At 74.6% G+C, this 12,909-nt stretch carries 10 protein-coding genes; 1 reads left to right on the plus strand and 9 read right to left on the minus strand.

What is annotated here, in order from left to right:
* Positions 1–11 precede the first annotated feature (11 nt).
* The 7 genes from ACH5AO_RS25835 to ACH5AO_RS25865 form a co-directional block, all read right to left on the minus strand.
* Positions 12–1,250, minus strand: coding sequence for a cytochrome P450 (locus ACH5AO_RS25835; RefSeq protein WP_398928524.1), 1,239 nt, complete (start codon positions 1,248–1,250; stop codon positions 12–14).
* Positions 1,251–1,616: 366 nt separating this feature from the next.
* On the minus strand, positions 1,617–2,033 hold the full coding sequence (locus tag ACH5AO_RS25840) for a DUF4260 family protein (RefSeq protein WP_398928526.1): 417 nt from the start codon (positions 2,031–2,033) through the stop codon (positions 1,617–1,619).
* Positions 2,034–2,172: 139 nt separating this feature from the next.
* Positions 2,173–3,216: a ketoacyl-ACP synthase III family protein gene (locus tag ACH5AO_RS25845; protein WP_398928528.1), complete on the minus strand. Its 1,044-nt coding sequence runs from the start codon at positions 3,214–3,216 to the stop codon at positions 2,173–2,175.
* Positions 3,217–3,246: 30 nt separating this feature from the next.
* Positions 3,247–4,890: a phosphopantetheine-binding protein gene (locus ACH5AO_RS25850; RefSeq protein WP_398928530.1), complete on the minus strand. Its 1,644-nt coding sequence runs from the start codon at positions 4,888–4,890 to the stop codon at positions 3,247–3,249.
* Positions 4,880–6,466 (minus strand): class I adenylate-forming enzyme family protein, encoded by a 1,587-nt coding sequence (locus ACH5AO_RS25855; RefSeq protein ID WP_398928532.1) that lies wholly within the window; start codon positions 6,464–6,466, stop codon positions 4,880–4,882. Before ACH5AO_RS25855 ends, ACH5AO_RS25850 begins: the two co-directional genes overlap by 11 nt.
* Entirely contained in the window at positions 6,463–7,524 is a 1,062-nt protein-coding gene (locus ACH5AO_RS25860) for a ketoacyl-ACP synthase III family protein (protein ID WP_398928534.1), read from the minus strand. Before ACH5AO_RS25860 ends, ACH5AO_RS25855 begins: the two co-directional genes overlap by 4 nt.
* Before the next feature lie 237 nt (positions 7,525–7,761).
* Positions 7,762–8,997, minus strand: a complete 1,236-nt coding sequence (locus tag ACH5AO_RS25865; RefSeq protein WP_398928536.1) for an MFS transporter — start codon at positions 8,995–8,997, stop codon at positions 7,762–7,764.
* 194 nt (positions 8,998–9,191) lie between these two features.
* Here ACH5AO_RS25865 and ACH5AO_RS25870 point away from each other — a divergent pair, with 194 nt between their 5' ends.
* Positions 9,192–10,841 carry an MFS transporter gene (locus tag ACH5AO_RS25870; protein WP_398928538.1) on the plus strand — a complete coding sequence of 550 codons (1,650 nt, stop codon included), beginning with the start codon at positions 9,192–9,194 and terminating at the stop codon, positions 10,839–10,841.
* A gap of 247 nt (positions 10,842–11,088) precedes the next feature.
* Here the strand turns inward: ACH5AO_RS25870 and ACH5AO_RS25875 are convergent, their stop codons facing one another.
* Positions 11,089–11,874 (minus strand): thioesterase II family protein, encoded by a 786-nt coding sequence (locus tag ACH5AO_RS25875; RefSeq protein WP_398928540.1) that lies wholly within the window; start codon positions 11,872–11,874, stop codon positions 11,089–11,091.
* A 165-nt stretch (positions 11,875–12,039) separates the two neighbouring features.
* Positions 12,040–12,876: a BTAD domain-containing putative transcriptional regulator gene (locus ACH5AO_RS25880; RefSeq protein ID WP_398928542.1), complete on the minus strand. Its 837-nt coding sequence runs from the start codon at positions 12,874–12,876 to the stop codon at positions 12,040–12,042.
* Between the last annotated feature and the right edge of the window lie 33 nt (positions 12,877–12,909).

A 12,909-nucleotide genomic window follows, 5' to 3' on the forward strand; every position in this document is an offset into this window, starting at 1 on the left:
GTGGCGGTGGTTCACCAGGTGACGGGGACCCGCTCCAGGGCGTGGACCATCATGCCGCTGGTCAGGGAGAGGTTGTCGACCTCCTCGGCCAGGGCCAGCCGGGGGAAGCGGCGGATCAGCGAGGAGAGGGCGATCTGGAGCTCGGCGCGGGCCAGCGCCGCGCCCAGGCAGAAGTGCGCGCCGTGGCCGAAGGCCAGGTGGGCGGTGGCGGACTGCCGCGCCGGGTCGAAGTCGCCGGTGGCCTCGCCGAAGCGGTCCGGGTCCTGGTTCGCGGAGGCGACCGCCGCGATGACCCCGCTGCCCTTGGGGATGGTGGTGCCGGCGATCTCGACGTCCTCCAGGGTGACGCGGAACGGGCCGCCGTCACCGATGGGGTTGATCCGCAGCAGTTCCTCCACCACGTGCTCGATCGACTCCGGGTGCTCGCGCAGCGCGGCCAGGTGCTCGGGGTGCCGCAGCAGGGTCAGTACGCACTTGCCGATCATGCTGACCGTGGTCTCGTGCCCGGCGACCAGCAGGGTGATGCCCATGGTGATCAGCTCGTGCTCGCTCAGCCGGTCGCCGTCCTCGTCGTGCACGGCGACCAGGGCGCTCATCAAGTCGTCGGCGGGCTCCTCGCGCTTGCGCCGGACCAGCTCGGCGAGGTACTGCACCATCGCCATCCGCTGCTCCATCACCTCCTGCTCGCTGTGGGCCGTGAGCGAGACGAAGGCGTCGGACCAGCCGCGGAAGCGGTCCCGGTCCTCGAAGGGCACGCCGAGCAGCTCGCAGATGACCATCACCGGCAGGGGGAACGCGAAGACGGGGTTGAGGTCGACAGGCGGGGACAGCTTCTCCATCCCGTCCAGCATCTCGTCGGTGAGCTGCTGGATGCGGGGGCGCAGGTTCTGCACCCGGCGGGCGGTGAACTCGCGGGAGACGAGCTTGCGCACCCGGGTGTGCTCCGGCGGGTCCATGGTGAACAGGCTGCCGGGCATGGGCGGGGCCGCGGTGAGGCGGGGGGCGCCCTCGGCCAGCATCGCCGCGCGGCTGAACCGGAGGTCGGCGAGGACGGTACGGGCGTCCTCGTAGCGGCTGACGACGAAGCCCTCGTCGCCGCTGGGCAGTTGGACCCTGGCCACGGGGCACTTGGCGCGCAGCTCCTCGTAGACGGGCGGTACCTCCACCGCGGACGGGCGGTGGAAGGGGTACGGGATCGCGGTCTCCGCCCCGGCCTCGGGCTCGGCGGGGTGCGCTGAGACGGTGTCCATCGTGTGTGGCCTCCATGCTCGGGGTTCACCGGTGTGCCGGACTGTCTGGCGAGGGTCGCAGCGGGGGCTTGTGGGGGGATAAAGGCCGGCTGGACCGGTGGTGGTGGCATGGCGGGGTGTGGCGGGGTGTGGCGTGGCTCAGGCCCGCAGCTGCGGGGGACGGGCTGCGGGCCTGAGGGTTTTGGGTGGGGGCGGGGGTGGGGTGCGGGTACGGGCGTGGGCGTGGGTGGGGAGTGGTGGTGTTTTCTCGCCCCCGCCGCCCCTTCCCGTCCCGTCCCGGGGCTCCGCCCCGGACCCCGCTCCTCAAACGCCGGAGGGGCTGGGGGTCCGCCCGGAGGGGCTGGGTGTCGGAAGGGCTGACCTCGGTCAGCGTTGCCAACCGTCCGGGGTGCGGAGGCCGAAGCCGAGGGCCCGGGCGATCGCGATGTTGGTGAGCCAGGACATCGCGAAGGTGAAGGGGGCGGCGATGTCCTCCGGGCCGTCGCCGAGGAACGAGAAGACGATCATGATGGCGAACGGGATCACGGCACGGTGCAGCAGGTTGTACAGCGGCACGGCCCGCGGCGCGAGCTGCCCCGGCCGGGTGGCCTGGCCGAGCCCCGCCAGCCGGGACAGGTCGGGCAGTACGGCGCCGAGGGCCGCCGCCGGGATCACCCAGCCGGTGTGCTTGACCACCTCGAAGACGTCCCAGACGAGCAGGAACGCGCCCAGCACGCCCCAGACCGCGCGCAGTGACGCGGGTGTGGAACTCCTCGTGGCTCCGGTGGGTTCGGTCCTTGCCATGCGGTTCTCCCTCGGATGTGGGGGGACGAGCGGTCGAACGACGCAGTATCCGGCGGCGCGCTGGAGCGCCGCTGAAGTCGCAGACGGGCCGGGGGGAACGCCCTCGTTCCCGGGTGGATCCTCCCCGGCCCGCCGCCGCTCACTCCCCGGGGCGCCAGGGCTCCCACTCCGGTGCGTCGAGCACCTCCAGCACCGCGCAGGTGCAGCTGAAGCCCGAGCCTCCGCCGACGAGCAGCACCCGGTCCCCCGCCTTCAACTCCCGCCGTTCGAGAAGGTCGTTGAGCCCGGCGATCTGGTCACCGGCGCCCAAGTGGCCCACCGTGCGGGCGAACTCCCACGTGGACCGTTCCAGCGGGATGCCGAGCAGCTGCGGCACCTGCCACTCCATCCGGCTGCGTCCGCTGGCCAGCGGCACCACCCGGGTGACGTCCGCGCGGCCGATGCCGGCGTCGGCAAGGACGGTGTCGACCACGGAGTCCATCACCGCGGCGACCCGTTCCGTGGCCTCCCGGACGCTGCCGTGGGCGCGCATGTAGTGCCCGACCCGGCCCAGCAGGTCCAGGGGTTCGCCCGAGGGGAGCGGGCGCAGTTCCGGACCCCGTACGACCGCTTCCAGGGAGTTGTCGGACCCGCTGGCCGTGGACAGCAGCCGGGCGAAGCCGCCCCGCGCGGACAGCAGCAGGGCGGTGCCGCCGTCGCCGTACACGAAGCCGGGTTCGCTGCTCCACCGCCGGACCAGGGGTGCGCCGAACCGGTCGGCGGTGGTGACCATCGCCGCGGACGTCCCGGGGCCCGTGCCCACCTGCCGGGCGGCGATCTCCAGGGCGCCGAGGCCGCCGTTGCACTCCTGTTCCAGTCCGTAGGCGAGGACGCCGCGGCGCAGGGCGTGGCCGGCCACGTAGGAGGCCGCGGGCCACATGTCGACGCCCTGGAACCAGATACCGCTGTGGATCAGCAGGTCCACGTCCTCGGCGTCCAGCCCCGAGCGCTTGAGCGCGGTCGTCGCGGCGTGGACGGCCATGTCCGGGGGTGCCATGGACGAGTCGGCGACGCTGACGGACACGATGTCGTCCGCCGCGTGCTGCTGCGCGTCGTACGCGCCGGAGTCGAGGGCGGACCGGGCGGACTCGGGCTCGCCCAGCCACACCCCCGTTCCCGCCACGTACACGTCTTCCCACCGCATGGGGTCTCCTCCTTCGTCAGGGGCGCCGGCTCAGGCCGATCCGACGGACTGCTCCCGCAGGGCGGACACCACGCCCCACAGCGCGGCCGGGGTGGCGAAGGTGTCGGCCACCAGCTGGTCGTCCGGGACGGAGATCCCGTACGCCTCCTCCACCCGGACCAGGACCTCGACCATGGCGAGCGAGTCCAGTCCCGCCGCCTTGAGGCTGGTGTCGGGGCGCAGCGGGCCCTTGGCGGCGAGCCTCGGGAGGGCGCCGTGCAGCAGTGCCTCGTACGTCTCGTCCCAGGGCACGGTCGTCCCGTCGGCCGGTTCGGCGTTCGCCGCCGGGGCAGTGGCGTCGGTCATGGCGGTGGTGTCCTCCGTAGCGGGTTCGGTGCGGGGCGCCACGGTGTCGCGGCGCAGGGCCAGGCGGGTGGCGGAGACGGTGTCGCGGCCGTCGACGACGACCTCGGCGGGGGCCCGGTGGCCGAGGAAGCCGAGCAGGCTCGCCGACAGTCCGTACGCGCCGACGTTGGGGAACACCAGCAGGTCGCCGGGGCGCACCCCGGGCAGTTCGGCGGCGCGGGCGAGGATGTCGGCCGGGGTGCACAGCGGGCCGGTGAGGGTGATCGTGGCGGGCCCCTCGTCCCCGTCCCGCTCCGGCTCGCGGGCGGAGGTCTCGAAGGCCGCCACCGGGTCGAGGGGCTGTGCCTTCAGGGGCAGCAGCCGGCCCAGGCCGGAGAGGCCGCCCAGGTGGTTGATGCCGGAGTCGAGGACGGCGTACGTGGTGCCGCGGCTGTTCTTGACGTCGGTCACGGTGGTCACCAGCAGGCCGCTGTCGCCGACCAGGTGGCGTCCGGACTCGAAGGCCACCACCGGTTCGCCGTTCCGCCAGCCGGGCAGGTGCTCGTCGAGCACACCGGCCAGGGCGGTGCGCAGCCCGCGGTAGACGGGCCGCTCGCCGGGGGTGGCGTACGGGGCGGCGAAGCCCCCGCCGAGGTCGAGGAGGTGCAGCGGGATGCCCAGTTCCTCCTTGAGGCGGGCGGCCGTGCGGACGCTCTGGGCCAGTTCGGCGCGGAGGCTCTCCTCGTCGCGGGCGTTGGTGAGCGGGAAGAAGTGCATGCCGACGATGCGGGTGCCCTTGACCAGGAGCCGGGCCTTGTGCGCGGCGAGGTCGTCGAGGTCGAACCCGAACTGGGAGGGGCCGCCGGTCATCCGCAGTCCGGCCTGGCCGGGCGCGCCGGCGGCGTTGATCCGCAGCACGCAGTCGGCGGTGACGCCCTGGGCGTCGGCGGCGGCGCCGATCCGCTCGAGGTCGCCGAAGGACTCGGCGGAGAAGGTGCGCATCCCCGCCGTGATCGCCTCGTCCAGTTCCGCGCGGACCTTTCCGGGGCCGGAGTACATCAGTTCCGCCGCCGGGTGGCCGGACTCCAGGGCCGCGGCGAGTTCACCGCGCGAGGTGACCTCGGCGCGGGCGCCGCCCCGGCGCAGTTCGGCGACCAGGGCGGGGTGGGGGTTGGCCTTGAGCGAGTAGTAGATGCGGCAGGGCTGGGGCAGGGCGGTGCGCAGGTCCTCCAGCGCGGTCCGCACCCGGGCCAGGTCGTAGACGTAGAGCGGGCTGCCGTACCGCTCCACGAGCCGGCGCAGGGCCGGGGCGTCGGTGGGGTGCTCGGCGTGGTCGTGGTCAGTGGCCATCGGTGCCCTCCGTGAGCCGCCTGCGCAGCTCCTTGCGGTCGGTCTTTCCGTTGGGGGTGAGCGGGAGGGCGTCCAGCACGTGGCACTCGTCGGGCACCTTGGCGGCCTCCAGGCGGTCGCCGAGGCGGGCCAGCACCTGCTCGGCGGTGAGCGCGTCCCGTTCGCCGACGACGAAGAGGACCATGTCGCGGTCGCCGTCCGGGACGAGCAGCGCCGCCTCCCGTACGCCGTCGATGTCCAGGACGGCGGCCTCGATCTCGACGGAGCTCATCCGGGAGCCGCGCCGTTTGAACAGGTCGTCCTTGCGGCCCTGGAAGTAGACGTGGCCGTCCTCGTCGAGCCAGCCGTAGTCACCGGTGTGCAGGGTGACCGGGCCGCCGTCCGGGGCGGGCCGGAAGCGCAGCGCGGTCTGCTCCGGGGCGCGCCAGTAGCCGGCCATCACGTGCGGGCCGCGCACGCAGAGCTCGCCGGTCTCGCGCGGCGGCAGCGGGCGGCCGTCGTCGTCGAGGACGAGCACCTCGGTGCCGGGCAGCGCGGGTCCGACCGAGCCGGGGCGGGCCAGGTCGCCGTCGGGTTCCAGGATGGTGATGCGCTTGCACTCGGTGGTGCCGTACATGGGGGCCACGGACGAGCCGGGGAACGCCTCCCGCAGGGAGGCGATGAGGGGGGCGTTGAGGGCGGCGCCGGTGTTGGTGAACAGCCGGACGCGGGTGGGCCTCGGGTCGCGGGAGGCGAGCCGGACGAGCAGCTCGCCGAGCGAGGGCACGAGGGGGACGACGGTCGCGCCGTGGTCGCGGGCGAAGCCCAGCAGCCGGGCGTGGTCGGCGGGCCCCGACAGGAGCAGTTCGGCGCCGGCGAGGGCGCTGAGCATGATCTGGTAGAGGCCGTAGTCGAAGGAGAGCGGGACGGCGGTGAGCACGACGTCGTCCGGGCGGTAGTCCAGCCGCTGCTGGATGGCGCGGGCGGCGAACGCGACGGGGCCGTGCGGGCAGGCCACCGCCTTGGGCAGTCCGGTGCTGCCGGAGGTGTAGATGAGCAGGGCGAGCCGGTCGGCGGGGACCTCGCGCTCGGTGCGGGCGGCCGGGTCGGCCGGTCCGGACAGGTCCAGGTCGCCGATGGTGAGGACCGGGAGCGCGGCCGGCCAGTCCAGGCCGTCGGCGCCGGTGCGTTCGGCGTCCTCCGCGACGATCAGCGAGGGCTCGGAGTCGGCGAGCACGGCCCGCAGGTGGAACGCCTTCATGCCGGGGTTGATCGGGACGAGGACCGCTCCTCGCCGCCAGGTCCCGTACAGCAGGGCGGTGAACTCGCGGACGCTGCCGACGCGGGCCAGCACCCGGTCGCCGGGGCGGACGCCGTGGCCGTCCAGGATCCGGGCGAAGGAGTCGGCGGCGGCGTCGAGTTCGGCGTAGGTCCAGGCGCCGTAGCGGTCCCGTACGGCCGGGGCGTCGGGGCGGCGGGCGACGGCCGCGGTCAGCAGCGCCTCGGCGGCGTTGTCGACGCGGGGGGCGGTGTCGGTGCCGACGGCGTTGTCGATCAGGGCCGTCGCGGGGACGGACGCGAGCGCGGTCGCGGTCATCGCCGCACCTCCGGGGTCTGCGGGTCGGTGTCCTGGGACGACCAGGACGGTGTGCTGAGGATCTCCAGGACGGCGCATCCCGCGGTGCCGGGGCCCGCGGAGAGCATCAGTACGCGGTCGCCCGGGCGCAGCGCGCCGTTCTCGGCGAGGTCGTTGAGGGCGGCGAACTGGTCGCCCGCCCCGAGGTGGCCGGTGCGCCGGCCGAAGTCCCAGGTGGTGCGCTCCTCCGGTACCCCCAGCAGCTGCTCGGCCTGCCACCGCATCTTGCTGCGGCCGCCGGTCGGGATGACGACCCGGGCGAGGTCCTCGCGTGCGGTGCCGGCCTCGGCGAGGGCGTCGTCGATCGCCCCGGTCACCATGGCGACGAGCCGCTCGGCGGCCTCCCGGATGTTGCCCTGGGCGCGCAGGTAGTGGGCGAACCGGGCGGCGTGGTCGTACGGTTCCTGGGTGGGCCGCGGGGTGAGCCCGGCTCCTCGGGCGAGGGCCTCCATACGGTTGTCGGCCCGTGTCGCCGTCGACAGCACCCGGGCGAATCCCCCCTGGTTGGAGAGGACCAGCGCGGTGCCGCCGTCGGCGTAGACCAGTCCCTCCTCGGCCCGCCAGCGGTCGATCAGCGGTGCGGCGAAGCGGTCGGCGGTGGTGAGCACGGCCGCCGCGGGTCCGGGTTCGGTGGTCAGGTGGCGGGCGGCGAGGTCCAGTGAGCCGATCGCCGCGCTGCACTCCTGCTTCACCTCGAACGCCGGCACGGCGCGGTGCACGGCGTGGTCGGCGACGTAGGACGCCACCGGCCACATGGTCTGGCCCTGGAACCAGACGTAGTTGTGCAGCAGCAGCCGTACGGTCTCCGGGTCGGTGCCGGACCGCTTGAGCGCGGTGGTGGCCGCCTGGACGGCCATGTCGGGTGGCGCGACGTCCTCGCCGGCCACCCGGACGGACAGCAGGCCGTCCGCTTCGTACTGTTCGGGGTCGTATTCACCCGCCTCCACGGCGGCGCGGGCGGAGTACGGTTCGGGGAGCCAAGCCCCCGTCCCCGCCACGTAGACGCTTTCCCAGCGCATGGTTCTCCCATCGTCGGTTGGCTCACCCCGCGGACGTCCGTGCGCCGGACACGCGCGTACGGAGGGTCCGGGGGTCCGCCCTGCGGGGATCGTCGGCCCTGGGGCTTTGGCCCGGCTAAAAGGGCCGGCGCGGGGGCCATAGCGGGTGGCCGCGGCGGGTGGTGGGCGTGCGGGCAGGGGTGCGCCCCGGCTGCCGGGGGGGCGGCCGGGGCGGCGTGGGAGGCGGAGGGCGCGTCGTCAGCCCGTGGTGGTCGGGGACGCCGCCGCCTCCTGCCGCGGAGGTGCCGCGGTGGGGCGGGCCGGGGCGGGCGGGGCGAGCGAGCGGGCCACGGGCAGGACGCACAGGACCAGGACCAGGGGCACGCACAGCGCGACGCGGAACGACACGGCCGCCCCGACGGATCCGATCAGGGGCGGTCCGACCAGGAAGCCCACGTAGTTGAAGAGGTTGATGCGGGCCACGGCGGTGTCGGGGGATCCCGGCAGGTGCTGGGCGCCGGCCACGAAGACCTGCGGGAGGATCACGGACAGGCCGGCGCCGAGCAGGGCGAAGCCGAACGCGCCGGTCCAGGGTTCCGGCGCGGCGGCGACCGTGGCACAGCCCGCCGCCGCCAGCAGTGCCCCGGTGCGCACCACGACGGCCGCTCCCCAGCGCTGCACCCAGCCGTCGCCGAGCCCGCGGCCCAGCAGGGTGGCCGCCATGTAGAGGGCGTACGGGACGGTGGCCATCGCCTCGGAGCTGTGCAGGGTGTCCTCGAGGAACTTGGCGCTCCAGTTGGTGGCGGTGGAGTCGGCGACGACGGACACGGCCATCACCATGCAGAGCGGGAGCAGCGGTTTCCAGGGGATGCCGGAGTCGCGGCCGCCGGGGCGCGCGGCGGGTCCGGCCGCTTCGGCCGCTTCGGTGGCGTATCCCCTGGTGAGGTACGGGCCCGCCGCCACGGCGGCCGGCAGCAGCAGCGCCACCGAGCCCGCGAACAGGGTGAACAGGGACAGGTCCCAGGTGGCACCCGCCCAGGCGAGCGCGGCGCCGAGGATGCCGCCGAGGCTCGCGGCGGCGTGGAAGCCGAGCATGATGCTGCGGCCGTGGCGGCGCTGGAGCCCCACGCCGGTCATGTTGACGGTCGCCTCCATGGCCCCCACCAGCAGGCCGAAGACCGCGAGGCAGACGGTGAGTTGCCACAGGGCGCTGCCCGCGCCGACCCCGGCGAGGGTCAGGCAGAGCGCCGGCTGGAGGATCCGCACCAGGACCGGTGCGGGCAGCCGGCGCACCACCCGTGCGGCGGTGACGCTGCCGGCCCCCGCGAGGACCGGTACGGCGGCGAGGAACATGGGGAGCGCGGTGTCGCTGAGGGCGTACCGATCCTGGATGGCCGGGATGCGGGTGACCAGCAGAGCGAAGACCGCGCCGTGGACGAGAAAGATCAGCAGCAGTGCGGAGCGGGCCTGCCGCAGCCGTGCCGGGACCTCCATGGCACCCCCTTCGGTGTGTTCGCCGCCGCTCGCTCGAGGACGGCGCCGGCGTGACCGTATGGAGCGGGGCTGTAGCGCGGCTTGAGCGGCGGGCGCCTGGGTGCGTGCCGCAAGTACGCCTTCAGGGGGCTCCGGGACGGTGGGGCGGCCCACGTGCCGACGTACTCACCCCGGACGACGGAGGAACCGCCGCGATGACGGAGGACCGACTCACACCCAGCGCCGAGACCGCGGATCCCCGCCGCTGGTGGATCCTCGGCGTGCTCTCGCTCGCGCTGTTCGCGATCGTGCTCAACAACGGCCTGCTCAATGTGGCGATCCCCTCGATGATGCGCTCGCTGGACGCCGACATCGGCCGGATGCAGTTCATCGTGGACGGCTACGCGCTGGCCCTCGCCGGTGCGCTGCTGACCGCCGGGACGCTCTCCGACCGGTACGGCCACAAGCGCGCCACCCTGCTCGGCACCGCCGTCTTCGGCGTGGGCTCGGTGGTCGGCATGAGCGCGGACGGCTCCGGCCAGCTGGTCGCGGCGCGGGTGCTGATGGGACTGGGCGCGGCGTTCATCATGCCGGGGACGCTGGCCGTCCTCGTCGACGTCTTCCCGCCGGGCGAACGGGCCCGGGCGATCGGTGTCTGGAGCGGTTCCTCGGCGCTGGGCGTCGCGGCCGGGCCCGTGGTCGGCGGGACGCTGGTCGGCCACTTCTGGTGGGGGTCGATCTTCCTGGTGAACCTGGTGCCGGTGGCCGTGGTCCTGGTCGCCGGGGCGCTGTTGCTGCCGGAGTCCCGCGACCGGTCACCGCGCCGGCCCGATCCGGTCGGCGCGCTGCTCGGTACGGCCGCGATGGTGGGGCTGGTCTTCGGGGCGATCCAGGCGGCGAAGCACGGCTGGACCGCCCCGGGGCCGGTCACCGGGTTCGCCGTCGCCGCCGTCGGGGGTGTCTGCTTCGCCCTGTGGGAACGCGGGCACTCCCACCCGATGGTGGACTTCGCGCTGCTGCGCCGGGGGCCGTTCATCGGGGCGAGCGTGAGCATCCTGCTGCTGATGTTCGGCCTGGCCGGGACGTTGTTCGTGCTGACGCAGCGGCTCCAGTTCGGCCTCGGGTACGGGGCGTTGAGGGCGGGGCTCGCGGTGATGCCGGTGGCGTTCGCGGTCCTGCTGGGGACGCTGGTGTGCCCGGCGGTGGTGCGCCGGGTCGGGCCGGGCGGGAGCGTGGCGGTCGGTCTGGCCGCCGGGGCGGCGGGCATCCTCGTCCTGGCCCGGGTGGGCGGGGGCTATCCGCCGGTGTTCGGCGGGCTGGTGCTGGCCGGGGTCGGCTTCGGGCTGGCCATGGGGCCGACGACGGACGTGGTGATGTCCCTGGTCCCGCCGGAGCGTTCGGGTGCGACGGGGTCGCTGGACATGACGATGCAGGAGTTCGGCAACGCGCTGGGGGTGGCCGTGGTGGGCAGCGTCCTCGCCGCCGGCTACACGCGGGAGGTGTCGGGGACGGGTCTGCCGGAGCCGGCCGCCCACACGCTTCGGAGCGCCCTCGAACTCGCCGAACGCACCGGCGGCACCGCGGGGCAGGCCATCGCGGCGACGGCCAGGGCGGGCTTCGACCAGGCCGCGGCGGCGGGCCTGACCGTGGCGGCGGCGGTGGTGGCGGCGGGAGCGGTCCTGGCCGCCCTGCTGATCCCCGGCCGCGGGGGCCTTTCGTCCCCGGTGCCGCCGGCGGCCGCCGGCTCCGCGCAGGCGGCGACCGACCGGCCCACGAGGGACACCACTCCCCTGACCGCACGGGACACCGCTCCCCTGACCACTCAGCACATCACTCCCGGCCCGCGCAAAACACCGCTCCCCTGACCGCGCAGGACACCGCTCCCCTGACCGTCCAGCACATCACTCCCGGCCCACGCGAAACACCACTCCCGCGCCCGTCGCCGGAACCGTCCGGAACGCCGCGCCGGTCACCGCGCCCGGCGCGAGACCGGTGCGCCGGAACTGACCCCGCCTCCGCCGACGGTCCCGGAGCGCCCCGTCACCGGCCCGGGACGCCGGACGGCCGCCTCCCCCTCGTACCGGGAAGGCGGCCGTCCGTGTGTCGCGGGTGTCAGTCTCCCGAGGCCCCCACCAGGACCAGGTCCGGTGCGGCGGCGTAGCGGTCGAGAACCTCGGCGAGGCGGTCCAGGAAGACGGTCTCCTGGTCCCGGATGAAGAAGTGGCCCCCCGGCACCACCACGGTCTCGCTCCCCCGGCTGGTGTAGGCGTCCCACGCCCGCACCTCCGGGACGGTGACGAGCCGGTCCTCGGCGCCGGCGAAGGTGTGCAGCGGGACCGGCAGCGGGGTGCGGTCCACCTCCGGGGCGCCGGCGCACAGCATCAGGTCGCCGCGGACCACGGGAAGCAGCGCCGACAGCCAGTCCGGCCGGTCCAGCAGGACCCGGGGCAGACCGCCCAGCATGGCCAGCCCGCGCACCAGTTCACTGTCGTCCGACACATAGCCGTGGATGATCGGCGGGGCCGGCAGATGCGGGGCCCGGTGCGCCCCGAGCAGCAGCGCGTGGGGCAGTCGTGCGCCCCGCGCCCGGCGGTGCTGTGCCAGCGCGAAGGCGATGAGGGCCCCCATGCTGTGCCCGTACAGCACATGGGGGCGGCGGTCGAGTTCCTCGCCGAGTTCCCGGTCCAGGTCCGCCACGAGGGCGGTGAGATCGGTGAAGCGCGGCTCCGCCATACGGGCCTCGCGGCCGGGGAGCCGTACCGGCAGCACCTCCACCGCGTCCCCCAGGCGGCGCTGCCATCCGGCGTAGGCGGAGGCGCCGCCTCCCGCGTAGGGGAAGCAGAACATGCTCAGGCGGCCTTCCCGGTCCGCGTCACCACGCCTCAGATATCGCGTCATAGTGCCCCGTTCTCCTCTCGGTACGCGGTGGCCGGGTGGTGACCGCGGCCCGCGCTGCTCCCAGCGTCGGCAGCGGCGCTTAAGGCGGGCCAAACGGGCGGAACGCGGCAACCGGGAGGCGGACCGGGGACGGACCGGGGACGGAGCGGGGCGGATGTGCCGGGATCAGGCGGAGGCGGGAGCCAGGTACGCCGCGGACAGGACCGCGCCGCCGGAGGGCGCCGTGTCCGGGAGTTCCAGCCCCGGGTCGGCCCGTAGGATCGCCTGGTGCAGCCGCTGGAGCCGCGGTGAGGGCTCCATCGCCAGCTCCCGGACCAGGGTGCGGCGCAACCGCTGGTAGGAACCGAGCGCGTGGGACGGCCGTCCGCAGCGGTACAGCGCCAGCATCAACTGGGCGTGCACGGTCTCGTGCAGGGGGTGCTGGGCGGCCAGTGCGGTCAGTTCGCCCAGCAGCGCGGCGTGCCGGCCGAGCCGCAGATCGGCCTCGACCCTGGCCTCCAGCGCGCCGAGCCGGATCTCCTCCAGCCGCAACGCCTCGACCTCGAGCACCCGCCCCGTCTGCACGTCCGCGAGGGCCGCTCCGCGCCACAGCGCCATGGCCCGGTGCAGCAGCCGGGAGGCCTCCGGCGCGGCGCCCTCGCGCAGCGCCGTCTGGCCGGCCTCGCACAGCCGCTGGAACTCCGTGGCGTCCTCGGCCGGCGCGATGTCCAGCGCGTAGCCGCCGTAGCGGGTGCACAGCACGTCCTTGGGCCCGCGGACCGCGCCCGGCCCCAGGGCCTGCCCGAGCATCCGGCGCAGCTGGCGGATGTACGTCTGGAGGGTGGCGGGCGCGGTGCGCGGCGGCGCGTCGCCCCACAGTTCGTCGAGCAGCGTGGAGACGGTCACCGCCTGTCCCGGACGCAGGGCCAGCAGGGCCAGTACTTGGCGCGGCTTGGCCGCGCTGGGCACCACGGACATGCCCTCGAGTCGGGCGACGAACGGCCCCAGGACCCGGATCTCCATCGGTTCTCCTCCCACCGACCGCATGGTTTCTTC

The organism is Streptomyces sp. NPDC018964 (assembly GCF_044390325.1).
GTDB lineage: Bacteria > Actinomycetota > Actinomycetes > Streptomycetales > Streptomycetaceae > Streptomyces.